This is a genomic window from Vibrio sp. SCSIO 43135, from assembly GCF_023716665.1.
In the GTDB taxonomy this organism is placed as follows: Bacteria; Pseudomonadota; Gammaproteobacteria; order Enterobacterales; family Vibrionaceae; genus Vibrio; species Vibrio paucivorans.
The window spans coordinates 168314-192462 of the sequence record NZ_CP071859.1; the positions used below are offsets into that span (position 1 = coordinate 168314).

The following is a 24149-nucleotide window of genomic DNA, read 5'->3' on the forward strand; positions in this document are numbered from 1 at the left end:
GTTTCAATTTCTTGCACACTGGTTCTATTCGTACAACTTAAGGATGAGAAATGCAGGTTAAAAAGCTGAAATACAAGCAGGGAATAGCTGAGTTATCGATATCGGATTGGCATATCGAAAGAGGGCAACACTGGGGGATTTTTTCATCTCATAGCCAATGTTCAGCTTTAATTGTTCGTATGCTCAGTGGAGAGTTACAACCAACCTCCGGGGATATTTCTGGGTTACCTGAACGCATCGCATGCGTCTCTTTAGAGTTACAACAAAGCTTGCTTGAAGAGCAATTGGCGAAAGATGAAACCGACTTTCAAGATAGCATCGACTACGGTTCGACTGTCGAGCAACTGATTTTGGAGATGGGGTGCACCGAATCTGAACTTAATGACGTCATCGAAAAGACAGATCTCAATACCTTACGTCAGCGTCACTTTAAGCAGCTATCGACAGGCGAAACAAGGCGAGTCATGTTAGCGCGAGCATTAGTGACTAAGCCGCAATTGCTGATACTTGATGAACCCTATGCAGGTTTGGACGTTGCCCATAGAGCCGCTCTGAGCGAGTTACTTAATCTCTGCGCTCAGCAAATGCAATTGTTGGTCATTACTTCACGCGAAGATGAGTTGCCTTCATGCATCAATCACGTAGCCTTGTTTGATCACCGCTCTCTCACGCAACAGTTGACTCTTGAAGAGTGGTATAACCACCCGATAAAACAGCATATTCAGAAGCTGTCTCAGCAAAAAGGTGGCAGTGTCTTTGAGCTATTAGAGTCTTATCATCAGCAGCAAGATGTTCCGAACCCACTCATTGATATGCGTAACGTAAAAGTGGAATACCTCGATGGTTTGATATTTAAAGATCTAACCTGGCAAGTATTACAAGGCCAGCATTGGCAAGTTAGAGGCCCTAATGGTTGCGGTAAAAGTACGTTACTGGGCTTAATTATGGGTGACCATCCGCAGTGTTACTGTAATGACATTACAGTGTTGGGGATGAAACGTGGCAGTGGCGAAAGTATATGGGATGTGAAACGTCAGATAGGTATCGTATCTTCCGCCTTACACCTGCAATATCGAGTGGGCTGCAGCGCACTCGATGTTTTACTGTCGGGATTTTTTGATTCGATTGGATTGTATGAACAACCGAGTAAAAAACAGATCCAACAAGCTCAGCACTGGTTAGATGCGTTAGAGATGCGATCGTTAGAAAGGGAAAGCTTCCGCGCTTTGGATTATGGGCAGCAGCGCTTATTGCTCATCGGCCGTGCTTTGATTAAACAGCCAGCATTGTTGATTCTAGATGAGCCTTATCAGGGCTTGGACTTTATCAATCGAAAGCTGGTCCATTGTGCATTGAACCGTATTGCACAAGCGAATCTAAGCCAGCTACTCTATGTTACTCACTATCAAGAAGATGCCTTGGGAGCGATAGATAACTTTATTGATTTCGTTCCAGATTCAGAAGGGCATCGCATTGAGATAACCAAGTAATCCACTTGTTCATATCTCATTTGACCTAGCCTATTTTTATACAAGGCAATCCGGTGCTAAGATGTGGGCAATGATAATAGCACTATGTCTTAGTAGTGATATTGATACTAAATATGATTTAAATTAGGACAAATAATGAAGATTGCTGTTGCTGGTACGGGTTATGTAGGACTATCAAATGCAATGCTGTTGGCTCAACACAATGAAGTGGTGGCTCTAGACGTTGTGGAAGAAAAAGTTGAGCTTTTAAACAGTGGTGTTTCCCCAATTGTAGATGCTGAGATTGAAAGCTTTTTAGTGAATGAAGAACTTAACTTTGTTGCGACTACAGATAAGCAAAAAGCCTACCTGGGGGCAAGGTTTGTTATTATAGCGACTCCTACCGACTATGACCCAGAAACGAACTACTTTAATACTTCGTCAGTAGAGTCGGTTATCCGAGATGTTATGCACATTAACCCTGAAGCGGTGATGTTAATAAAGTCTACAGTTCCTGTTGGCTATACAGAGCGTATTAGAGAAGAGCTAGCTTGCGACAATATTATCTTTTCACCTGAGTTTCTTAGAGAGGGTAAGGCACTACACGATAACTTGTACCCATCAAGAATTATTGTTGGTGAAAATAGCAAAAGAGCTGCAGAATTTGCCAATCTCTTGGTTCAAGGAGCTTATAAGGAAGATATTCAGGTCTTGTTGACTGACTCGACTGAAGCAGAAGCAGTAAAGTTGTTTTCAAATACCTACCTTGCGATGAGAGTTGCGTACTTCAATGAATTAGATTCTTACGCAGAAGCACATAATTTAGATTCTCGCCAAATCATACAAGGTGTTGGGTTAGATCCGCGTATAGGTGATCATTACAATAACCCATCATTTGGCTACGGTGGCTACTGTTTACCTAAAGATACCAAACAGTTGCTTGCTAACTACCAAGACGTGCCAAACAATATTATTAATGCGATAGTGGAAGCAAACCGTACTCGGAAGGATTTTATCGCAGATTCGATTTTACGTCGGAAGCCTAAGACTGTAGGGATTTTTCGCTTGATTATGAAGTCAGGCTCAGATAATTTCCGTGCATCTTCTATCCAAGGAATAATGAAACGTCTGAAAGCCAAGGGCGTTTCTGTTGTTGTTTATGAGCCTGTTCTTAAAGAAGAGCACTTTTTCCACTCGGAAGTCATTCGAGACTTAGATGCATTTAAACAACAGTCAGATGTTATTGTGTCTAACCGAATGAGTGAGGAACTAGCGGACGTCGAAGAAAAAGTCTACACTCGCGATTTATTTGGCTCGGACTCATAGAGTACACCTAACAAAAAAAGGCTTCATACGAAGCCTTTTTTAATCTCTAAGAGTGACTTAAAGGATATGGTTGCGTTCTTCTGGATCCTTGCGCTCTAAGTAGTGAATCGACTTAATACGGCGAATGGTACGGCAACGTCCACGGATCAGTAGCGTTTCGGTAGTGGCAATGTTTCTTTGGCGAGTGATGCCTTCCAGTAGGTCGCCTTTGGTGATTCCTGTTGCTGAGAATACCACGTTGTCGCTGCGAGCCATGTCTTCCATCTTTAGCACGATACCAGCCGTTACGCCCATTTCTTCACAGCGCTTAAGCTCTGCAGCGCCGTAGATACGGTTTTCTTCGCTGTCGCCTTTGACTTCATGACGAGGAAGTAAGCGGCCATGCATATCACCATCGAGTGCGCGGATAACGGCTGCTGAGACTACGCCTTCAGGGGCGCCGCCAATGCAGTACATAACGTCTACTTCGCTGTCTGGCATACAGGTTAGAATTGACGCTGCTACGTCACCATCTGGCACAGCAAAGACTCGAACGCCCATTGCTTGCATTTCAGCGATGACTTCATCATGGCGAGGCTTGGCTAAAGTAGTCACCACTAGAGTGTCGAGTGACTTACCGAGTGCTTTCGCGATGTTTTCTAAGTTCTCTTTGAGTGGCTTGTTTAAGTCGATGCAGCCTTTTGCACCTGGGCCAACAACCAGCTTCTCCATGTACATATCCGGTGCTTTTAGAAAGCTACCTTTCTCACCAGCAGCAAGCACTGCAAGTGCGTTTGATTGCCCCATAGCAGTCATTCGAGTGCCTTCGATTGGGTCGACAGCAATATCGACGGCATCGCCACCAACGCCTACTGATTCACCGATGTATAGCATAGGTGCGTCATCGATCTCACCTTCACCAATTACGATCTCGCCATCAATTTCAGTTTTGTTTAACAAGCTACGCATTACTTCGACTGCAGCATTGTCCGCGGCGTTCTTATCGCCTCGTCCTAGCCATTTGTAGCCTGCTAATGCAGCGCCTTCTGTAACACGTGAAAATGCCATTGCTAAATCGCGTTTCATGGTGACTCCAATCTAAAAAAGGGAAGGGGAATTTTTCGGCGCGATTTTATCACATCGAAAAGGAAACGTTTGCCTTTTCGTTTAATCGAGATCAATCTCAATCAAATTAGCCATGAATTCGACAGTGAGGCTTTGCTAAGTCAAGTGTTTGTCAATATACGGCGTTTTTTTAGGCAAATGACGCACATTATCGAATATAGGGCGTGTTTCTCATCGAACTGCTGAGTAGAATGGGGGCAAGGGTCCAACTCAACCGAACAACATGAAAGGTAGGCTAAGATGTCTTTTGAAGTACTAGAACAGCTAGAAGCAAAAATTCAAACCGCAGTAGATACAATTGCACTTCTACAAATGGAAGTGGAAGAGCTAAAAGAAGAGAAAGAGCAACTAGCGAGTGAAGCGAACGAGCTTAAAGCAAACCGTGAAGAGCTAGAGCAAAAAGCGCAACAAATGCAGCAAGAACATGCGGCTTGGCAAGAGCGCATCCGTAACCTACTGGGTAAAATGGACGAAGTTGAATAAGAAAACTTTCGTACCGCTTCATTGTAAAAACAATGAACGCCAGACACAAAAAAGCCAACATTACGTTGGCTTTTTTGTGTCTGGGATTTGAGAGAGAGTGCTTACGCTTGTGGGCGAACACCTAGGGTGTGGCATAAAGCGTAAGTCATTTCTGCGCGGTTAAGTGTATAGAAGTGGAAGTCTTTCACTCCTTCACGGCTTAGAATACGCACCATGTCGATTGCTTGGCTCGCCCCAACGAGTTGACGAGTTGTCGGGTCGTCATCTAGGCCCTCAAACTGTTTTGCCATCCAACCCGGCACTTTTACATTGTTTTGTGCGGCAAAGCGAGAAGCTTGCTTGAAGTTTGAAACCGGTAGAATCCCTGGAACAATCTCAACGTCGATTCCCGCAGCAACACAGCGGTCACGGAAGCGAAGGTAGCTTTCTACGTCAAAGAAGAACTGAGTGATGGCACGGTTAGCACCAGCATCCACTTTACGCTTCAGGTTAAGCAGATCGGATTGTGCGCTTTTTGCTTCAGGGTGTACTTCTGGAAATGCGGCTACCGATATATCAAAGTCATGACGAGCTTTGAGTAGCTTAACAAGATCAGAAGCGTACATCTCTGGAGCACCGCCACCCGGTGGAATATCACCACGTAGCGCTACAATATTTTTAATGCCGTTGTTCCAGTAATCGTCTGCGATTTGAATCAGTTCTTCACGAGAAGCATCAATACACGTTAAGTGCGGTGCAGCAACGAGACCTGTTTGGTCTTTAATTTCTTTAATAATGGAGTGAGTACGATCGCGCTCACCGGAGTTCGCACCATAGGTGACAGACACAAATTTTGGCTGAAGCGTTTTTAAACGATGAACGGAGTTCCATAGTGTTTCTTCCATCTTTTCGCTGCTTGGCGGAAAGAACTCGAACGAAACATTGATGTTGTCAGAAAGCTCTGCAACGTTCTGGTTTAAAGCGTCGATATGACCTGCGTGTGTGTAACCCATCTTACTCTCCCTGTGGCAATCTCAACCACAAACAAATATCTCAAATCCTTAAATTGACGTTTAGACGTCTATATGTCCACAGAATGTATTGAATACGATTTAATGTCAACAGTGTGACTATGAATTTTCTTCATGTTTAAGATGAGGAAGTTTCAATATAGCAAGGTGAGTGAAATGAAGATATGTATAGAAGAAGTGAGGCTGGCGATAAGCCAGCCTCAGTGCCAAAGAAAGAAGTCTTATGACATGACGGAAAATTAGATAAGACTTGAGAGCAGATTCAAATCAGATTGAATTGCACCCGCGGTGACTTCCCGGCCTGCGCCTGGGCCGCGAATGACTAATGGGTTATCTTTGTACCACTTACTTTCAATGGCGAAGATGTTGTCGCAAGGAAGTAAGTTAGCCAGAGCGTGTTCTTTAGAAAGCGCTTCAACGCCAACGGTTGCTTGACCATTCTTTTCCAGTCTTGCTACGTAACGCAGTACTTTGTCTTCACGCTGAGCTTTTTCTAGCCGTTCCGCTAGGCGCTCGCTGAGGATTTGGCTTTTATCTAAGAAATCGTCGAGAGACAACTGAGCCAGCTCTTCCGGTACCAGAGATTCCACCTTCACGTTTTCTGGCTCAATATCCAACCCTGATTCGCGGGCAAGGATAACCAATTTACGCATGACGTCTGAACCGTCGAGATCAGCACGTGGGTCTGGCTCGGTTAAACCTTGTTGCCAAGCAAGGTCAACCAGTTCAGAGAACGGGACGCTGCCATCATATTGCTGGAACAACCAAGATAATGTGCCAGAAAAGATGCCAGAAAGGGCAGTGATTTCATCACCACTTTCACGCAAGTCACGCACGGTATGATTGATAGGTAAACCTGCACCTACTGTCGCATTGTAGAACCAATGGCGATTAATCTTACTGAAAGCATCTTGTACTTGATGGTAATAAGCGCTTGCTGCTGAGCCAGCGACTTTATTCGCTGAAATTAAGTGCATGCCTTGCGAAGCAATATCTAGATATTGCTCGGCTAGCGCTTTACTCGCAGTCACATCGAGTACGATAAGATCGTCAAAACCTTGCGTCGCCCCCAGACGTTCAATCCACTCATTCCCTTTGTGCGCAATGGCTTCATCATCGAATCGCTCGGCGACGCTATTCGCATTAATACCATTTGAATCGTACCAGTAGGTTTGGCTGTCGATAACGGCAACTAACTCAAAGTTCATTCCACGGCGCTTTTCCAGCTCCGTTTTCTGTTCAGCAAACAGTGATAACCAACTAGAGCCAATATTACCTTTGCCACACAACGCGATGGCAACGCGTTTTTGAGCTTGGAATAACTGGCTATGGATAGCTGTCACTAGAGGTGATACAGGAGTGGTACGCAGAACAGCGACTAGGCTCAAGCCAGAAAGAGATTCAGAGATGAACTCTACGGGTGATGCTTTCAGCTGCTGGTAGAAACCGTAACAGTGGTTCGGGTTTTTAATTACGCCAGCCCCAACAGCGGCGATTAATGAGTAACCTTCTTTTAGTTTAATCTCAGCTTCGATTGCAGCATCTTGCAGATGGCTCAAAGCTCCACTCGCGATTTCGCTGGTGTAGGCCAAGCGCAAAGTAAATTGATCCGGTTGCGCTTCGTAGGCCAGAGGTTCAAGTTGAGCGCGTTTAAGGCTTTGCAAGACATCAGATTCAATGCGTTCAAAGTCGTGACCATGGTCGAAAGTCAGCTGAATCAGTAAAACTTCATCTAAAGAGGTGATGATTTTTGCGCCGCGACCGGAAGCGAGAACACGCTCTATACGAGTAGAACCCGATTCAGGTTGGTAGCTACAACGTAGGTTGAGATCCATGGCACTTTGAGCAACTGGCTGAAGTGTGCGGCTGTGAAGAACAGGTGCCGCCAAACGCGCCAGTTCACTGGCTTCATCAAGACGCAACAGCGGTAGTAGGCAAGCATCGGTAACGACGCGAGGATCGGCGCTGTATACCCCGGCCACATCACTCCAGATAGTGACCTGAGACGCTTCTGCCAGCGCCCCAATGACTGTCGCTGAATAGTCTGAGCCATTGCGTCCAAGTAGAACGGTATTACCTTGGCTGTCTTGGGCCATAAAGCCTGTGATAATCACGCGGTGGTGCGCGTGTTGTGCCAGCACCTCTTTAATCAGTGGGTAAGAGGTACCACGGTCTACTTCAGGCTGCGTGCCTGCTTCAGCACGCAAAAATGCACGTGCATCCTGAGCGACCGCTTGTAAATCGTGTTCACACAACAATGCGGCGAGCAGTCGGGAAGACCAAACTTCACCATGACCAAGTATGGCGGCTTTTTCGGCTTCGGAAAGCGGTGCGACGAGTTCGCCTAACGTGCTGAATTCGTCATTGAGCTGAGCCAATAGGGCTTGTTTCGCGTCACCCGATATCAGGCTCTCGATGAGTTCTGTTTGGAACTGACGAAGCGTTTGAAGGGCTTCGTGTGCGATGCGGCCATCTTTGTGTAGCCCTTCAACAAACTCGATGAGTCTGTTGGTGGTTTTTCCTGCCGCAGAGACCACCACTAAATCTTCACTGTTGGAGTACTCTTTTAAAATATTTATCACGCGCAGGTAGCATTCTGGGTCGGCTAAGCTACTGCCACCAAATTTATGAAGTTGACGTTGAACAGTCATTCCCTAGGCACCTCGCTTAGCCGTTTTTTCAAATGCTTGAGTAAGGTCATCGATAAGGTCCTGCGCATCTTCTAAGCCAACCGATAAACGTAGTAATTGTTGAGAGACTCCTGCTTCAGCCAAAGCCGCTTCACCCATCGCGCGGTGCGTCATTGATGCAGGGTGGCAGATCAGGCTTTCTACGCCGCCGAGTGATTCAGCTAACGAAAACAGCTCGAGTTCGCCAACAAAATATTTCAGTTCTTCAAATGAACCAGCAAGCTCAAAACTCAGCATAGAGCCGAAACCAGATTGCTGCTTTTTCGCAATCTCATGGCCTGGGTGTTCTGGAAGGCTAGGGTGATAGATTGCTCCAACTAGTGGCTCCGACTGTAAGTACGTCAGAATCTCACGAGAGCTTTCTTCATGAACTTTCATTCGAGCGCCGAGCGTGCGAATACCACGCAGTGTCATGTAGCTATCAAATGGTGTGCCGGTTGCACCAATGCAGTTGCCCCACCAAGCAAGCTCTTCTGCGTGTTCTTCTGTTTTCGTGATCACTACACCACCAATGACGTCTGAGTGACCATTAATGTATTTGGTTGTCGAGTGAATAACGAAGTCTGCGCCCAGCTCTAAAGGCTTTTGGAACACAGGTGTCAAAAAGGTGTTGTCGACAGCGACTAGTGCACCAACTTGCTTTGCTTTTTGGCAAGTTTGGGCAATATCAATCACTCGAACCAGAGGATTAGAAGGGGTTTCTAGCAGGATAAGCTTCGGCTTTTGTGCCAGCGCTGCGTCGAATGCAGCAGGGTCTGACTGGTCGACAAACTGTACTTTAAAGTCGCCTTTTTGAGCTCGGGTGTTGAACAGACGGTAAGTGCCACCATAGCAATCGTGAGGTGCGATAATCAGATCATCAGGGCCAAGGAAAGCAGACACCCACAAGTTAAGCGCTGATGTGCCACAATTGGTCACAACGGCGCCTTTACCACTTTCTAGCTCAAATAAAGCGGTTTCAAGTAAGCCACGATTTGGGTTGCCAGAGCGGGTGTAATCGTATTTTGGCACTTCACCAAATGCTGGGAACCCGTAGTTGGTCGAAAGGTAAATAGGCGGCACAACAGCGTGATGCTGAGTGTCTGATTCGATTCCTGTACGTACTGCAATAGTGGCTGGCTTACGGGTGCTCATAGATACTTCCTTTGTGACAATAGCTATCTCGTGGTGACTTATGATTTGGAATGAGCTATACCTAGGGTTTGTTGGTATTAACAACGATTGCTAAGAATCATTCCTTCTAGTTTATTCCACACTTTACTTATCAATTTTTGAGACGTCAACACTTCTAGACGTCTATATGTCTTTGCTTATAGACTTAAATCCCGCTAAAATCGCGCTTTAGAATTTTATAACAGACAAAATTGAGTAAAGGTGCGCAATGGCAGACTGGAATGGCGAATACATTAGCCCATACGCGGAGCATGGAAAAAAGAGTGAGCAAGTAAAGAAGATCACTGTTTCCATTCCACTGAAAGTTTTAAAAGTATTAACAGACGAGCGTACACGCCGCCAGATTAATAACTTACGCCACGCGACGAATAGCGAACTATTGTGTGAAGCGTTCTTACACGCTTATACAGGTCAACCATTACCGACAGATGAAGACTTGCGAAAAGATCGCCCTGACGATATTCCAGCTGAAGTGAAAAAGCTGATGACAGAGATGGGGATTGAGTTCGAAGCGTACGACGAAGAATAATAGCAGCAACAACCCAGCACCTTGTTTTTCGCTGCGAGCTCTGTCTATTGATGAAAATAATAAACCGCTGATTCAATCAGCGGTTTTTTGTTCCTTTTTGACAGGAAAAGGAGGCTGAAACTAGCCTTCCATGTAACCTGAAGGCATTTCGATTCGAGCAACGCCTGAATCTACTGCTGCTTGCGCGACGGCTTTAGCAACACGTGGCAGTAAGCGAGGATCCATTGGTTTTGGAATAATGTAGCCTTTGCCAAATTCTAGCGATTCAACACCTGCAGCACTCAATACTTCTGCTGGTACTTCTTCTTTTGCCAGTTGGCGAATCGCGTCAACAGCTGCTAGTTTCATCTCATCATTGATTTCGCTAGCTCGAACGTCTAGGGCACCACGGAAAATGAATGGGAAGCACAGTACGTTGTTTACTTGGTTCGGGTAGTCACTACGGCCTGTACCCATAATTAGGTCATCACGGACTTCGTGCGCAAGCTCAGGTTTGATTTCTGGATCTGGGTTTGAACATGCAAATACGATTGGCTTATCGGCCATCAGCTTCAATGCTTCTGCTGGTAATAAGTTCGGGCCCGATACACCTAAGAACAGGTCAGCACCTTCGATCACGTCTTCTAGCGTTCGCTTATCTGTGTTGTTGGCGAACAGCAGCTTGTACTCGTTCAAGTCGTCGCGACGTGTGTGGATAACACCTTTACGGTCGAGCATGTAGATCTTCTCGCGCATCGCGCCACATTTAATAAGAAGTTCCATACACGCAACAGCAGCAGCACCAGCGCCAAGACATACGATAGTCGCTTCTTCTAGCTTTTTACCTTGCAGCTCAATAGCATTCAGCATACCCGCAGCCGTTACGATTGCAGTGCCGTGTTGGTCGTCGTGGAAGACAGGAACGTCACAACGCTCGATTAGGCGGCGTTCGATTTCAAAACAGTCCGGTGCTTTGATGTCTTCTAAGTTAATGCCACCAAACGTATCAGCAATGTTAGCAACGGTATCAACGAATTCATCAATGGTGCGGTGCTTCACTTCAATATCAATCGAGTCTAGGCCAGCAAAGCGTTTAAATAGTAGCGCTTTACCTTCCATAACTGGTTTTGAAGCAATTGGACCTAAGTTACCTAAACCAAGAATCGCCGTACCATTTGAGATTACAGCAACCATGTTGCCTTTTGAGGTGTACTTGTAAACGTTATCAACGTTTTGCGCGATTTCACGGACGGGTTCAGCCACACCAGGACTGTATGCCAGAGCCAGATCTTCTGCTGAGTTAGCCGGTTTAGTGACTTCTACAGAGATTTTCCCTGGCGTTGGGTAGGCATGGTAATCAAGAGCTTGCTGGCGAAATTGTTCTTCTGCGGTTAGTTCTTGTGGCGCAGTGTCTTGACGGTTGTCATCTGGCATAGGTGTAGGTACTCATTTTTATATTGGGGGAAAGAGGAAAATTTATTCTAATTGATGTAAGTCAACCTGCATAGATAGGAATGCGACTCACGTCATCAAAAAACAGCAAATGACTGCTGATAAGACCAGATAGCAGTGAACTTGATAGGCACAAGAGGTGGGATTGTTGGATTTAACTTCTTTTTAACAAAAATTCGAGATTAATATCTTTACGTAAAGATAATTTTGTCAGGAAAGCTAATTCACTTAGAGCAAAAAACAAAAAAGGACGCCGTGGCGTCCTTTTTCAGTTCTATGTAGAAAGAATTACTTCTTGCTAGATAGAGCACCGAAACGCTTGTTGAAGCGATCAACACGGCCGCCAGTATCTACGATACGTTGCTTACCAGTGTAGAACGGGTGACATTTGTCACATACGTCTAGGTGGATTGAATCTTTGTCTAGAGTTGAGTTGAACTCAAAAGAGTTGCCGCAAGAACAAGTTGCTTTTACAGCTTTGTATTCTGGGTGGATTCCAGCTTTCATGGGATAACCTCAAATTGGGCCGTGTCGCCATCCGATTCTAAGCCGGACACCACACGTAGTTAATAAAATAGTCAGTGTACCGCTGTATCTTCTTTATGAACTTAAAAGTCATAAGAACAGAAACTAGCCATAGCACTAAGGCGCAGTATAGTAATGAATCCAAAGCGGCGGATCAACAAGTTTGCTAATTATTTCGCCACTTTTTCTCCGCGCCATTGGCTTATGGTCAATTCGCTACGGATTACCGGTTTATACTGCGGGGACTTGGCGGTAGACTGTGATTTGTTACTGTATTTGATACTGCGAAGGTTATGCGCCCATCTATTGCTCGTGTTGCTCTGCCTGTTCCACTGGATAAGCAATTCGATTATCTGATCCCGAATCACTTGTTTCCTATCATTGGCGGGCGTGTATCTGTCCCTTTCGGGCGTCAAACGCTAGTCGGTATTGTGATTCAATTGGTGAACGAATCAGACTTCCCTCGCGAGCAACTTAAACCGATCAAACAGGTGCTGGATGCTCAGCCTGTCTGGCCTGAATCCTTGTATTCGTTACTCCATTGGTGCAGCACTTTCTACCAATACCCACTCGGGGATACTCTGTGCAACGCAATGCCAAGTGCACTGCGTAAAGGAAAAGCCGCTGATTTCACCACGCTGGTGGAGTGGCAGATGACACCGGCTGGAAAAGATCAATTGATGCAGGGGTTTGGCCGCGCAGTCAAGCAAGCCAAAGTGATGAGCATGCTAGAAAGTGGCTCTATTCCTCACCAAGAGTTTATCGATCAAGAAGTGAGCTCATCAGTGCTTAAAACACTGCAAGAGAAAGGCTGGATTGAATCGATAGATAAAAAGCCAAGCTTTGCCCCCTGGCCTAAAGAGATAGAGGCTATCACAGACAAACCTAAGCTTAATGAAGAGCAGGCGATTGCGATTGCGACGGTAAATAGTAATCCTGGTTTTGGTTGCTACCTATTGGAAGGGGTGACGGGTTCCGGTAAGACGGAAGTGTATTTAAACCTCATTAAGCCAGTGCTGGAAAAGAACAAGCAAGCTCTGATCCTAGTGCCTGAAATTGGTTTGACCCCACAAACTATCAATCGCTTCAAAAAACGGTTCAATGTACCGGTTGAAGTCATTCACTCTGGTTTAAATGATACTGAGCGGCTCAATGCTTGGCTTGCCGCTCGGAACAAAATTGCTGGGATTGTCATCGGCACTCGTTCTGCATTGCTGACACCATTTTCAGATCTGGGCATCATCATTGTTGATGAAGAGCATGATGCTTCTTACAAGCAGCAAGATAGCCTACGTTATCACGCGCGAGATGTTGCTGTGATGCGTGCAAATAAAGAGAAGATTTCCGTTGTACTTGGCTCAGCGACACCGGCTTTGGAGACGCTGCATAATGCTCTAACAGGAAAGTACCATCACCTTACTTTAACTCAACGCGCTGGTGTAGCCGTACCGACGACCAATAAAGTGTTGGATGTCAAAGGCTTGTACTTAGAAAGCGGCTTATCTGCCCCTCTCATTGCAGAAATGCGCAAGCACTTAGCGGCTGGGAATCAGGTGATGCTATTTCTCAACCGAAGAGGTTTCTCGCCAGCGTTGATGTGCCATGAGTGTGGCTGGATAGCTGAGTGTCAGCGCTGCGATGCGTACTACACTTTCCATCAATACAGTAATGAGATCCGCTGTCACCATTGCGGTTCCCAACGCCCGGTTATTCACCAGTGTCAGGGATGTGGCTCAACGCACCTCGTTACTGTGGGGGTAGGGACTGAGCAGTTGGAAACGCAACTGGCAGAGCTTTTTCCTGAGTACAAAACCATTCGTATCGATAGAGATAGCACACGTAGAAAGGGCAGCTTGGAAACGGCGCTAGAGTCGATTCGCAAAGGTGACTACCAAATTCTGATTGGGACACAAATGCTGGCTAAAGGCCATCACTTCCCTGATGTTACTTTGGTTGGTTTGCTGGATGTTGATGGCTCTCTTTATAGCAGTGATTTCCGCGCTTCAGAAAGGTTGGCACAGTTGTTCATTCAAGTTGCTGGGCGAGCGGGTAGAGCCAGCAAGCCGGGTGAAGTGATTCTGCAGACTCACCATCCAGAACACAGCTTATTGCAGGCGTTATTGTATAAAAGCTATCGTCATTTTGCACAGACGGCTTTGCAGGAACGTAAGCTGGCGATGCTGCCGCCATACACATTTTTGACTCTATTTCGCGCCGAAGCGAATGATCCCGCATTGGTTGAGGAGTTTTTGCGCCAAGTCCGTCATACATTAGAAGCCCATCCATTGTTTGATGATACCTGCATGGTACTTGGGCCAACGCCTGCGCCTTTAGCCAAACGCGCAGGTAAGTCGCGTTGGCAATTGTTGCTGCAGACACAAACGCGTTCTCTGATGCAAAAGCTGCTAACCAGCGCCAAACCTGCCATTAATTTGCTTCCTGCTGCAAAGAAAGTCCGCTGGACATTGGATATTGAACCGCAGGATCTGAGTTAATATTCGTTCCTGCTTCGTTTTTAGTCACGCAAACGGTTGGCTTTTGCAGCTAAACCGTTTTATTGTGATGCACTTCACGGTTGCTATGCAAAAAATGTTAATCCCACCGTAACTTTCTGTTTGGAAATGAATAAACTAACAGAGTAAATTGAATGCATAATAAGAATGAATTGAAATTCATCTATCCGCGAAACTAATTTCACAATAATTATTATGTAGATTGTCTGCATACGAAGGAATAGAAGAGGGTAAATTTATATGGCGACAATGAAGGATGTTGCCCAGCTCGCAGGAGTCTCAACAGCGACAGTGTCTAGGGCGCTCATGAATCCGGAAAAAGTATCTTCGTCGACTCGAAAGCGTGTCGAAGATGCTGTATTAGAAGCTGGCTACTCACCAAACTCGTTGGCGCGCAATCTGCGCCGTAATGAATCCAAAACCATTGTCGCTATCGTCCCTGATATCTGTGACCCTTATTTCACCGAAATCATTCGTGGTATTGAAGATGCTGCGATGGAGCATGGTTACTTAGTATTGCTGGGTGACAGCGGCCAACAGAAACGCCGTGAGTCTTCTTTTGTCAATCTCGTGTTTACCAAGCAAGCAGATGGGATGCTATTGCTGGGCACGGATTTACCATTTGATGTGAGCAAGCCAGAACAGAAAAACCTACCACCTATGGTAATGGCGTGTGAATTCGCGCCAGAACTGGAGCTGCCAACCGTACACATCGATAATCTGACTTCGGCATTTGAAGCCGTAAACTATCTGACTCAAATGGGCCATAAGCGTGTCGCACAGATCTCTGGGCCAGAGCATGCCGCGCTGTGTCAATTCCGTCAGCAAGGCTATCAGCAAGCGCTGCGTCGTGCGGGTATCACTATGAATCCGACTTATTGCACCAGTGGTGACTTCTCATTTGAATCTGGAGCGAAAGCCGTCCGTGCACTGCTAGCGCTTCCTGAGCCTCCAACGGCTATTTTCTGTCACAACGACACGATGGCAATTGGTGCGATCCAAGAAGCGAAGAAGTTAGGCTTGCGCGTGCCACAAGATCTTTCTGTTGTCGGCTTTGACGATATCCAGTTCGCCCAGTACTGCGATCCGCCGTTAACTACTATTTCGCAGCCTCGTTATGAGATTGGCCGACAAGCGATGCTGATGATGCTAGAGCTATTACGCGGGCACGATGTGCGTGCTGGCTCTCGATTGCTTGAAACCGAGTTGGTCGTGCGCCAAAGTGCTGCGCCACCGAGAGTGGTCTAAATCCGTTACCGATTCGAAACAGCGCATTTTAATGCGCTGTTTTTATTTGTTGGCTCAGAGTACCAATTCATACTGTTTGTCGGTGTCTTCAAGTGACTTAAACAACAAACTGCATTACCATGAAGGCTGACTTTTTTATTTCGATATATCGTTGTGGCAAATAAAGATTATGTAAGGCGTGGCAGAGGAACCGCGAGAAAACCAGCAAAGAAAAAAGCTCCTCGTCGTAAGCCATGGCGCAGTGGTCTCATTGCGTTGCTCCTATTGGGTGGGTTTGGATATGGGTTGTACTTGTTAAGTAATGATCCTGAGCCGCCAACACCTGTAGTGGAAACTAAACCGAAACCAAAGCCAAAACCTAAGCCAGCGAAAGTGATCCCACCTCCACCAGAAGAAAAATGGGATTACGTGGAAACTTTGCCAAGTCGCGAAGTGGAAGTGGAAGCGAAAGAACAGGTTGTATCTGAAGTTCCATACATCATGCAGTGTGGTGCCTACAAAACTTCAGAACAAGCAGAAGCGCGCAAATTGGATATTGCATTCCAAGGCATAAAAAGTGAAGTTCGTAAGAAAGATGGCAGCAGCTGGTACCGTGTGGTGCTAGGGCCATACAAATTTAAGCGTGATGCAGAGCGAGATAAGCACAAACTGCAGCGTGCGAAAATTGAACCTTGCGCAATCTGGAAAGACGCACAGTAGCAAACGAAGACGAGCCTTAGGGCTCGTTTTTTTTATGCGTTTGAATGTGGCGCTGAACTCAAGCACCGCAATTTTTTAGACCAGACAATATCACCACTTGAAGACATTCGACTCCGCCACGAATTAGTACGCCTTGTTCCCCTTGAATTTCCATTTTCCTAACCTCATATATCTGGTATCTACAAGATCAAAACCAATCAGATGAGGCCCTACACGTGACTACCATAGTATCTGTACGTCGAAATAATAAAGTTGTCATTGCGGGTGATGGACAAGTATCCCTAGGTAATACCGTAATGAAAGGGAACGCACGTAAAGTTCGTCGCCTATATAACAACAAAGTACTGGCAGGTTTTGCTGGTGGTACCGCAGACGCCTTCACTTTGTTTGAAAAGTTTGAGAGCAAGCTGCAAATGCACCAAGGCCATCTAACGAAGGCTGCAGTCGAACTCGCGAAAGATTGGCGTAGTGACCGAGCGCTACGTAAGCTTGAAGCGCTATTAGCCGTAGCCGATGAAACGGCATCACTGATCATCACGGGTAACGGTGACGTAGTTCAGCCAGAGAACGATCTGATTGCGATTGGTTCGGGCGGTAACTTTGCTCAAGCTGCGGCAACGGCACTGCTTGAAAATACTGAATTAGATGCACGTGAAGTCGCAGAGAAATCACTGAAAATTGCCGGTGATATCTGTGTGTTCACTAACCATCACCACACTATCGAAGAACTAGAAATCCCAGCGACTCAAGCCGAGTAAACACGCTGAATAAACAAAGATAGTGCTAATAGAATTTAAGGAAATTGATTATGTCTGAAATGACGCCTCGCGAAATTGTTCATGAACTTAACCGCCATATCATTGGTCAAGAAAATGCTAAGCGTTCAGTAGCGATTGCGCTACGTAACCGCTGGCGCCGTATGCAGCTTGAAGAAAGCTTACGTGTTGAAGTAACGCCAAAGAACATCCTAATGATTGGTCCTACTGGTGTGGGTAAAACCGAAATTGCCCGTCGCCTTGCTAAGCTAGCAAACGCGCCTTTCATTAAGGTAGAAGCGACTAAGTTCACCGAGGTGGGTTACGTAGGTAAGGAAGTGGAAACCATCATTCGTGACCTAACAGACGTTGCGATTAAGATGACTCACCAGCAAGCAATGGAGAAAGTAAAATTCCGTGCGGAAGAACAAGCAGAAGAGCGCATTCTAGATGCCTTGCTACCGCCAGCGCGTGATGCTTGGGGCCAAAACGAGCAGCAAGACGAAAGTGCATCGAATACTCGTCAGATTTTCCGTAAGAAGCTACGTGAAGGTAAACTAGACGACAAAGAGATCGAAATTGATGTCGCTGCACCGCAAATGGGTGTCGAGATCATGGCTCCTCCGGGTATGGAAGAGATGACGAACCAGCTACAAGGGATGTTCCAAAACCTTGCTGGTGATACGAAGAAAAAGCGTAAGCTGAAGATCAAAGACGCATTTAAAGCTCTAACGGAAGAAGAAGCCGCTAAGCTTGTCAATCAAGAAGAGCTGAAAGAGAGTGCGATCTTCAACGTTGAAAACAACGGTATCGTGTTCATCGATGAAATAGACAAGATCTGTAAGCGTGGTGAGAGCTCTGGCCCAGATGTGTCTCGTGAGGGTGTTCAACGTGACCTACTTCCTCTGATTGAAGGCAGTACGGTATCGACAAAACACGGCATGGTGAAAACGGACCATATCCTGTTTGTGGCGTCAGGTGCTTTCCAAGTAGCGAAACCTTCAGACTTAATCCCAGAACTGCAGGGCCGTCTGCCTATCCGAGTAGAGCTAGAAGCTCTTTCAAGTCACGACTTTAAGCGTATTCTGACTGAACCTAAAGCGTCTTTGACTGAGCAATACGTTGCGCTGATGAAGACAGAAGAAGTGGATATTGAGTTTACTGAAGAAGGTATCACTCAGATTGCAGAAGCTGCGTGGACGGTTAACGAAACGACAGAAAATATTGGTGCTCGCCGCTTACACACGGTAATGGAGCGCTTGATGGATGAAATTTCGTTTGAAGCAACGGATAAATCAGGCTCTAAACTGACCATTGATGCCGAGTATGTGAAAGCGAAACTGGGCGATACTATTGAAGATGAAGATCTAAGTCGCTTTATACTTTAATATCTAGAATTAATGCTCTGAAAAAGCCGACCTTCGGGTCGGTTTTTTTGTACGTTGGCAAAAGTCGCGACAGTTCGCACTATTCTATTTATGTCATATTTTTGCCCCTCGTGATGTGTGATGCTAAGGCTTGGAATAGCAACCATTCTTAGCAAGGAAGCAATATGTCGAACACGCAGCACCATCCTTTGAATGACTATATCGAGTATCCAGTTGAAGAAATGTCGAGTCGTTCTTTACAAAACTACCTTGATATTAAGCGTCGCCACTCGATCCGAAGTTTCTCTGATAGGCCTGTACCCAAAGAAATTATAGAAAACTGCATCAGAGCCGCGGGGACAGCACCAAGTGGGGCCAATCATCAGCCTTGGCACTTTGTTGCGATTAATAATTCACAAGTGAAGAGTCAAATTCGTCAGTCGGCCGAAGAGTTGGAACAATCTTTCTATCAAGGACGTGCTGGGCAGGAGTGGCTGGATGCACTAAAGCCACTGGGAACCAATGCTAATAAGCCTTATTTAGAAAAAGCACCTTGGCTCATCGCGGTGTTTTTACAAAAGAAAGGTGGAGTGAGCAATGATGGAGCGCAAACCAACTATTATGTGCACGAGTCTGTAGGGATTGCGACTGGGTTTCTCTTGCAAGCCTTGCATAATGCTGGGTTAGGAACGCTGACTCATACTCCCAAACCAATGAGCTTTCTGAGTAAGATTTGTGGTCGTGATAACGATACTGACAGGCCGTATATGTTGATCGTCACGGGCTACCCTGAAGTGGATGCAACGGTACCAGAACATGCTATCAACAAAAAATCATTGGATGATATAGCTACCTTCATCGAGTGATGTTCAGGCAATAAAAAAAGCTGGCTTTAAGCCAGCTTTTTCGTTTTTGACATCTTTAACTAGAAAAGCATAAAGATGAACACAACTGCGAGTGCTGAAATCAAAAATGCAAACGCGTAGCAGGCCACTTTACCTGCGATACCCGCGTGGATTTTTAGATCATGCATACCATGGTGTACACGGTGCATCGCGTGCCACATTGGCAATGCAAGCGTCGCAATAATGAATAATGCTCCAATGATGCTGGTAGCAAAATCGACCACGCGGTCATAGCTCAATGCTTCAGGGCTAATCACCCCCAGTGGAGCCAAAATACCAAGTACCAAGACCGTAATAGGTGTAACCATCGCAAACCAAGTACCGCCAGCGCCAAATAGGCCCCACCAGATAGGCTCGTCTGAACGTTTAGGTGCTCTATCTACAGAGAAGTTAGGTTTCATAGTTAGCGCTCCTTTACACCACGACTAGGACAACAAGCGAGATAAACGCAACCGCTGCCCATTGAGTTAATACAATGATTTTCTTGTCGACAGGTTTACCTTTCAAGCGAATCGGCATTACCTGCGGCATCATGCTAAAGAACGTTTGAGCGTGTAGCAGGCTTCCCGCCAGCGCGACGATGTTAATCGCAATCACAACTGGGTTAGCCATAAAGCCTAACCAAGTTTGCCATGCTTCAGGCCCTTTCACCAATGACCCTAATCCAAAGGTTAGGAAAATGGTGAAGAGTATCAACGGTAGGACGGTTGCTTCACGCAACATGTAGAAACGGTAAAACGGATGATCTTTCCACCAAGTACGTTTTACTTCACGAACGTAAGGTTTACGATTACTCATTTCTATGCCTCCTTCGCTGGTGTGCCATCAGGCTTTAGCATTGCGATTACAAAGTCCATCGATGACTCGACTTTACCTTGGTTAACCGCCGCTGCTGGATCAACACTTTTAGGGCAGACCTCAGAACAGTAGCCAACGAAAGTACAGCCCCAAGCGCCATTTTCGCCATTGATCAGTGCCATACGCTCTGCCTTGCCGTTGTCACGGCTATCTAGGTTGTAACGGTGAGCTAGAGTCAACGCTGCAGGGCCGATAAACTCAGGATTCAAACCAAACTGAGGGCATGCCGCGTAGCACAGACCACAGTTGATACAGCCAGCAAACTGCTTGTACTTCGCCATTTGCTCTGGTGTTTGAATGTTCGTCCCGTCTTCTGGTTTACGGTCGTTACCAATGATGTATGGCTTAATTGCTTCAAGACGCTCAATAAATGGCGTCATATCGACAATCAAGTCTTTCTCAATTGGGAAGTTGGCCAGTGGCTCGATCTTCACGCCATTTGGGTAGTCACGTAAGAAGCTTTTACATGCCAGCTTAGGTACGCCATTGACCATAATGCCGCAAGAACCACAGATAGCCATACGACAAGACCAACGATAAGACAGGTCTTTATCTAGGTTATCTTTGATGTAGCCAAGTGCATCAAGCGTCGACATAGTTTCGTCGAATGGTACTTCAAAGGTCTGGAAGTGCGGTTCTGCGTCTTTCTCAGGGTCATAACGCAGAATCTCTACTTTTTGGATGCGATTTGCTGACATTATGCTTGCTCCTCTGCGTTCTTCTGTGCCGCTTTTGCTGCTTCTTCAGCCGCCGCTTTCTCTGCGGCTTCACCGTATAGACGAGCTTTAGGCTGTGACTTAGTGATAGTCACCTTGCTGTAGTCGATAGTTGGCGCTGCATCTGGTTGGAAGAAAGCCAGAGAGTGTTTGAGGAACTCTACGTCATCACGCTCAGTACAACCATCGTCTAGACGCTGGTGGGCACCACGAGACTCTTTACGCAGGATCGCAGAGTGAACCATAGCTTCTGCTACTTCTAGGCCGTAACCGACTTCGATGGCGTAAAGAAGGTCAGTATTAAATACTTTGCCTTTGTCTTTTACGCTAATGCGCTTGTAGCGTTCTTTCAGCTCAGTGATTTTATCGATGGTAGCTTGCATCAGATCTTCTTGACGGTAGATACCACAACCCGCTTCCATGGTGTGACCCATTTCAGTACGGATGTCTGCCCAGTTTTCATCACCTTCTTGATTCATTAGCGCTGCAATGCGGTCTTCAACCGCTTTGACCTGTTTCGCGATAGAGTCTTCGTTCCAGCCTTTGAACTCGGCTGCACGTTTCACCGCTTGCTCACCAGCCACGCGGCCAAATACCACGAATTCAGCCAGAGAGTTAGAGCCTAATCGGTTTGCACCATGCAAACCAACAGACGCACACTCACCGACCGCAAACAGGCCTTTAATGCGAGTTTCACATTCACCGTTGGTTTCAATGCCACCCATGGTGTAGTGAACAGTAGGGCGAATTGGAATCGGCTCTTTCGCTGGGTCGACGTTCACGTAAGCTTTGGCAAGTTCACAGATGAACGGTAAACGTTCTTGTAGGTACTCTTCACCAAGGTGGCGAAGGTCAAGGTGTACCACATCACCGAGAGGGTGCTTGATGGTGTTGCCTTTTTGCTGTTCGTGCCAGAACGCTTGAGAAACTTTATCTCGAGGACCAAGCTCCATGTATTTGTTTTTCGGCTGGCCAACAGGGGTCTCTGGGCCCATACCGTAGTCTTGTAGGTAACGGTAGCCATTCTTATTGACGATGATACCGCCTTCACCACGACACCCTTCGGTCATCAATATGCCCGTACCAGGTAGGCCTGTTGGGTGGTATTGAACAAACTCCATATCGCGCAGTGGAACACCGTGGCGATAAGCCATTGCCATACCATCACCCGTTACGATACCGCCGTTAGTATTACAATGGTAAACGCGGCCTGCGCCACCGGTTGCTAATACAACAGATTTGGCTTTAATTGTGACTAACTCACCTTCAGACATATGAATGGCAATCAAGCCTTGCACTTCACCGTCTTCTACCAACAAATCCACGACAAAGTATTCGTCAAATCGTTTAATTTGCTCGTACTTCATGGACGTTTGGAACAGGGTGTGAAGCATGTGGAAGCCGGTTTTATCCGCTGCAAACCATGTACGCTCTACTTTCATACCACCGAAGCGGCGTACGTTTACTTCACCATTTTCTTTACGACTCCATGGGCAACCCCATTGTTCCATTTGGATCATTTCGCGCGTCGCGTTTTCAACAAAATATTCAACAACGTCCTGTTCACATAGCCAGTCACCACCGCCAACAGTATCGTTGAAGTGGTTATCTAGACTGTCTTCATCCTTGATAACTGCTGCTGAGCCACCCTCTGCTGCGACTGTGTGAGAACGCATTGGATAAACTTTAGAAATCAGAGCAACTTCTAAATCAGGGTTTGCTTCAGCTGCTGCAATAGCAGTTCGAAGACCAGCGCCGCCTGCGCCGATGACTGCGATATCTGTGGTAAGAATTTGCACAGTTATCCTCCAGTGTGTGATTGCGGATGAATCCGCTTGTTGTAGTGAGTTAGGGCAAGCTGCCCCAAAAGTGGTATAGCCAGTGTAGAAGAGGTTGTTACGAGAAAAATTGATGTATTTAGGTTTTTTCACCGGAAATGCATACAAGAGCATAAAAAATATAGCTTATGTGACTGCTATCACGGCAATGAATTCGGTCTAACTATCTATTGGCACTTCATGTGTTAATTACTTGTTGAGTATGATTTTTGTTATCAATATTCATGTGGTAAGAAAGATAGAAAACTTTACTGTAGTACGTTATTTGCTCACTTCAATCCAGCAGCGTGTAACTGCTTGCAAATTGGGTTAAAGGTGGTAATTTCTCGGCAACCCGCTAACCATTCACTACCGATACATAGCATGATTGAGGCTCACCTGATGCAATCTTCCTGGCAACCTACCGCTACCATTCAACAGCTTAAGCAGCGCGCTGAAACCTTGAAGCTGATTCGCCATTTCTTTGAGTTGCGTAACGTGCTGGGAGTTGACACGCCTGCGATGAGTCATGCCACTGTGACTGATGTGCACTTGCACACCTTTCAAACCGAGTTTGTTGGGCCCGGCTATGCTGGAGGGCAAAGTTTATACCTAATGACCAGTCCGGAATTTCACATGAAACGCCTGCTTGCTGCGGGGAGCGGCTGTATTTACCAGATCTGCAAAGCATTCCGAAATGAAGAGAACGGTCGCTACCACAATCCAGAATTTACTATGTTGGAGTGGTATCGAGTTGGTTTTAATCATCATGATTTAATGGACGAAATGGATGAGTTGCTTCAGCTAGTACTAAAAAGTGAAGCAGCAGAGCGAATAACGTATCAAAACGCTTTCATTAGTGTATTAGGCATTTGTCCACTAGAGGCTGACATGGGTGAGCTAAAGAAAGTGGCAGCAAAGCTTGGTTTAAGTGATATCGCAGAGCCCGAGCAAGATAGGGACACCTTATTACAGCTACTTTTTAGTATCGGCATAGAGCCAGAAATAGGGCAATCCAAGCCAGTATTTGTGTATGATTTTCCTGCTTCTCAAGCGGCGCTGGCTAAGATCAACGAGCGTGACAACCGTGTAGCAGATCGCTTCGAGGTGTATTTTAAAGGTATAGAGCTCGCTAACGGATTCCATGAACTGGATAACCCTGTGGAGCAGCTTTCCCGCTTTGAACAAGATAATGCACTACGTGTGAAAATGGGGTTAAAACCTCAGCCAATTGATCACAATCTCATTGACGCATTAAAAGCCGGTCTACCAGAGTGTGCTGGCGTTGCGCTAGGTATTGATCGCTTGATCATGCTAGCTCTAGGTTGTGAGCATATCGATGATGTCACGGCCTTTCCTTTGCCACGCAGCTAGCCGTTTCCGCGAAGCTAACTAAGATAAAGCTAAAAATGAATGGTGCTCTAGTTGGGTAGCAACCTGTGGTAGGAAGTACATGCTCGGAATATGCATGTGCTGTAGGAAAAGAAAAAGGGTTGATGCATACACATCAACCCTTTTAAGTTTTACCTCG

Annotated in this window: 21 protein-coding genes; 11 read left to right on the forward strand and 10 right to left on the reverse strand. The window is 46.1% G+C overall.

Annotated elements, in window-relative coordinates; translation table 11 throughout:
• The first annotated feature begins 50 nt into the window (after nucleotides 1-50).
• Nucleotides 51-1490 (forward strand): ATP-binding cassette domain-containing protein, encoded by a 1440-nt coding sequence (locus J4N42_RS00785; RefSeq protein ID WP_252029038.1) that lies wholly within the window; start codon nucleotides 51-53, stop codon nucleotides 1488-1490.
• 135 nt (nucleotides 1491-1625) lie between these two features.
• Nucleotides 1626-2795: a nucleotide sugar dehydrogenase gene (locus J4N42_RS00790; RefSeq protein ID WP_252029039.1), complete on the forward strand. Its 1170-nt coding sequence runs from the start codon at nucleotides 1626-1628 to the stop codon at nucleotides 2793-2795.
• 57 nt (nucleotides 2796-2852) lie between these two features.
• On the opposite strand, the gene glpX is transcribed toward J4N42_RS00790, so the two are convergent.
• Nucleotides 2853-3860, reverse strand: coding sequence for a class II fructose-bisphosphatase (glpX, locus tag J4N42_RS00795; protein ID WP_252029040.1), 1008 nt, complete (start codon nucleotides 3858-3860; stop codon nucleotides 2853-2855).
• Nucleotides 3861-4139: 279 nt separating this feature from the next.
• Between glpX and zapB the strand changes: the two genes are divergently transcribed.
• On the forward strand, nucleotides 4140-4382 hold the full coding sequence (gene zapB / locus J4N42_RS00800; protein ID WP_252029041.1) for a cell division protein ZapB: 243 nt from the start codon (nucleotides 4140-4142) through the stop codon (nucleotides 4380-4382).
• A gap of 101 nt (nucleotides 4383-4483) precedes the next feature.
• On the opposite strand, the gene metF is transcribed toward zapB, so the two are convergent.
• From metF to J4N42_RS00815, 3 genes are all read right to left on the reverse strand, one after another.
• Nucleotides 4484-5374, reverse strand: coding sequence for a methylenetetrahydrofolate reductase (gene metF / locus J4N42_RS00805; protein ID WP_252029042.1), 891 nt, complete (start codon nucleotides 5372-5374; stop codon nucleotides 4484-4486).
• 257 nt (nucleotides 5375-5631) lie between these two features.
• Nucleotides 5632-8043, reverse strand: a complete 2412-nt coding sequence (locus J4N42_RS00810) for a bifunctional aspartate kinase/homoserine dehydrogenase II (RefSeq protein ID WP_252029043.1) — start codon at nucleotides 8041-8043, stop codon at nucleotides 5632-5634.
• A 3-nt stretch (nucleotides 8044-8046) separates the two neighbouring features.
• Entirely contained in the window at nucleotides 8047-9216 is a 1170-nt protein-coding gene (locus J4N42_RS00815; RefSeq protein ID WP_252029044.1) for an O-succinylhomoserine (thiol)-lyase, read from the reverse strand.
• A gap of 247 nt (nucleotides 9217-9463) precedes the next feature.
• Between J4N42_RS00815 and metJ the strand changes: the two genes are divergently transcribed.
• Nucleotides 9464-9784: a met regulon transcriptional regulator MetJ gene (gene metJ, locus J4N42_RS00820; RefSeq protein ID WP_006963343.1), complete on the forward strand. Its 321-nt coding sequence runs from the start codon at nucleotides 9464-9466 to the stop codon at nucleotides 9782-9784.
• Between the two features lie 120 nt (nucleotides 9785-9904).
• On the opposite strand, the gene J4N42_RS00825 is transcribed toward metJ, so the two are convergent.
• Both J4N42_RS00825 and rpmE read right to left on the reverse strand, forming a co-directional pair.
• On the reverse strand, nucleotides 9905-11197 hold the full coding sequence (locus J4N42_RS00825; RefSeq protein ID WP_252029045.1) for a malic enzyme-like NAD(P)-binding protein: 1293 nt from the start codon (nucleotides 11195-11197) through the stop codon (nucleotides 9905-9907).
• A 306-nt stretch (nucleotides 11198-11503) separates the two neighbouring features.
• A complete protein-coding gene (gene rpmE / locus J4N42_RS00830) occupies nucleotides 11504-11722 on the reverse strand; it encodes a 50S ribosomal protein L31 (RefSeq protein ID WP_176286715.1) in 219 nt (72 codons plus the stop codon).
• Nucleotides 11723-12033: 311 nt separating this feature from the next.
• On the opposite strand from rpmE, the gene priA reads away from it, so the two are divergent.
• From priA to J4N42_RS00860, 6 genes are all read left to right on the forward strand, one after another.
• Entirely contained in the window at nucleotides 12034-14235 is a 2202-nt protein-coding gene (priA, locus tag J4N42_RS00835) for a primosomal protein N' (protein WP_252029046.1), read from the forward strand.
• 258 nt (nucleotides 14236-14493) lie between these two features.
• Nucleotides 14494-15501 (forward strand): DNA-binding transcriptional regulator CytR, encoded by a 1008-nt coding sequence (gene cytR / locus J4N42_RS00840; RefSeq protein ID WP_252029047.1) that lies wholly within the window; start codon nucleotides 14494-14496, stop codon nucleotides 15499-15501.
• Between the two features lie 153 nt (nucleotides 15502-15654).
• The gene (locus J4N42_RS00845) at nucleotides 15655-16200 is read left to right on the forward strand and encodes an SPOR domain-containing protein (protein ID WP_252029048.1); all 546 of its coding nucleotides are present in this window, start codon (nucleotides 15655-15657) and stop codon (nucleotides 16198-16200) included.
• Nucleotides 16201-16415: 215 nt separating this feature from the next.
• Nucleotides 16416-16958, forward strand: coding sequence for an ATP-dependent protease subunit HslV (gene hslV, locus J4N42_RS00850; RefSeq protein WP_049842976.1), 543 nt, complete (start codon nucleotides 16416-16418; stop codon nucleotides 16956-16958).
• A gap of 50 nt (nucleotides 16959-17008) precedes the next feature.
• The gene (gene hslU, locus J4N42_RS00855; RefSeq protein ID WP_252029049.1) at nucleotides 17009-18343 is read left to right on the forward strand and encodes an ATP-dependent protease ATPase subunit HslU; all 1335 of its coding nucleotides are present in this window, start codon (nucleotides 17009-17011) and stop codon (nucleotides 18341-18343) included.
• A gap of 164 nt (nucleotides 18344-18507) precedes the next feature.
• Nucleotides 18508-19188 (forward strand): nitroreductase family protein, encoded by a 681-nt coding sequence (locus J4N42_RS00860; RefSeq protein WP_252029050.1) that lies wholly within the window; start codon nucleotides 18508-18510, stop codon nucleotides 19186-19188.
• A 59-nt stretch (nucleotides 19189-19247) separates the two neighbouring features.
• Here the strand turns inward: J4N42_RS00860 and frdD are convergent, their stop codons facing one another.
• From frdD to frdA, 4 genes are read right to left on the reverse strand one after another with little or no spacing between them, the layout of a single operon-like run.
• Nucleotides 19248-19628 carry a fumarate reductase subunit FrdD gene (frdD, locus tag J4N42_RS00865; RefSeq protein WP_252029051.1) on the reverse strand — a complete coding sequence of 127 codons (381 nt, stop codon included), beginning with the start codon at nucleotides 19626-19628 and terminating at the stop codon, nucleotides 19248-19250.
• Between the two features lie 13 nt (nucleotides 19629-19641).
• The gene (gene frdC, locus J4N42_RS00870) at nucleotides 19642-20025 is read right to left on the reverse strand and encodes a fumarate reductase subunit FrdC (RefSeq protein WP_252029052.1); all 384 of its coding nucleotides are present in this window, start codon (nucleotides 20023-20025) and stop codon (nucleotides 19642-19644) included.
• 2 nt (nucleotides 20026-20027) lie between these two features.
• Nucleotides 20028-20783, reverse strand: coding sequence for a succinate dehydrogenase/fumarate reductase iron-sulfur subunit (locus J4N42_RS00875; RefSeq protein WP_252029053.1), 756 nt, complete (start codon nucleotides 20781-20783; stop codon nucleotides 20028-20030).
• Entirely contained in the window at nucleotides 20783-22600 is a 1818-nt protein-coding gene (frdA, locus tag J4N42_RS00880; RefSeq protein ID WP_252029054.1) for a fumarate reductase (quinol) flavoprotein subunit, read from the reverse strand. Before frdA ends, J4N42_RS00875 begins: the two co-directional genes overlap by 1 nt.
• 420 nt (nucleotides 22601-23020) lie before the next feature.
• Here frdA and epmA point away from each other — a divergent pair, with 420 nt between their 5' ends.
• Nucleotides 23021-23992: an elongation factor P--(R)-beta-lysine ligase gene (gene epmA, locus J4N42_RS00885; RefSeq protein WP_252029055.1), complete on the forward strand. Its 972-nt coding sequence runs from the start codon at nucleotides 23021-23023 to the stop codon at nucleotides 23990-23992.
• Nucleotides 23993-24149: the final 157 nt, after the last annotated feature.

Bases quoted from the DNA above. Each gene is read 5' to 3' on its own strand.
- J4N42_RS00785 (WP_252029038.1), top strand. From the start codon at position 51: ATGCAGGTTAAAAAGCTGAAATACAAGCAGGGAATAGCTGAGTTATCG.
- J4N42_RS00790 (WP_252029039.1), top strand. From the start codon at position 1,626: ATGAAGATTGCTGTTGCTGGTACGGGTTATGTAGGACTATCAAATGCA.
- glpX (WP_252029040.1), bottom strand. From the start codon at position 3,860: ATGAAACGCGATTTAGCAATGGCATTTTCACGTGTTACAGAAGGCGCT.
- zapB (WP_252029041.1), top strand. From the start codon at position 4,140: ATGTCTTTTGAAGTACTAGAACAGCTAGAAGCAAAAATTCAAACCGCA.
- metF (WP_252029042.1), bottom strand. From the start codon at position 5,374: ATGGGTTACACACACGCAGGTCATATCGACGCTTTAAACCAGAACGTT.
- J4N42_RS00810 (WP_252029043.1), bottom strand. From the start codon at position 8,043: ATGACTGTTCAACGTCAACTTCATAAATTTGGTGGCAGTAGCTTAGCC.
- J4N42_RS00815 (WP_252029044.1), bottom strand. From the start codon at position 9,216: ATGAGCACCCGTAAGCCAGCCACTATTGCAGTACGTACAGGAATCGAA.
- metJ (WP_006963343.1), top strand. From the start codon at position 9,464: ATGGCAGACTGGAATGGCGAATACATTAGCCCATACGCGGAGCATGGA.
- J4N42_RS00825 (WP_252029045.1), bottom strand. From the start codon at position 11,197: ATGCCAGATGACAACCGTCAAGACACTGCGCCACAAGAACTAACCGCA.
- rpmE (WP_176286715.1), bottom strand. From the start codon at position 11,722: ATGAAAGCTGGAATCCACCCAGAATACAAAGCTGTAAAAGCAACTTGT.
- priA (WP_252029046.1), top strand. From the start codon at position 12,034: ATGCGCCCATCTATTGCTCGTGTTGCTCTGCCTGTTCCACTGGATAAG.
- cytR (WP_252029047.1), top strand. From the start codon at position 14,494: ATGGCGACAATGAAGGATGTTGCCCAGCTCGCAGGAGTCTCAACAGCG.
- hslU (WP_252029049.1), top strand. From the start codon at position 17,009: ATGTCTGAAATGACGCCTCGCGAAATTGTTCATGAACTTAACCGCCAT.
- J4N42_RS00860 (WP_252029050.1), top strand. From the start codon at position 18,508: ATGTCGAACACGCAGCACCATCCTTTGAATGACTATATCGAGTATCCA.
- frdD (WP_252029051.1), bottom strand. From the start codon at position 19,628: ATGAAACCTAACTTCTCTGTAGATAGAGCACCTAAACGTTCAGACGAG.
- frdC (WP_252029052.1), bottom strand. From the start codon at position 20,025: ATGAGTAATCGTAAACCTTACGTTCGTGAAGTAAAACGTACTTGGTGG.
- J4N42_RS00875 (WP_252029053.1), bottom strand. From the start codon at position 20,783: ATGTCAGCAAATCGCATCCAAAAAGTAGAGATTCTGCGTTATGACCCT.
- epmA (WP_252029055.1), top strand. From the start codon at position 23,021: ATGCAATCTTCCTGGCAACCTACCGCTACCATTCAACAGCTTAAGCAG.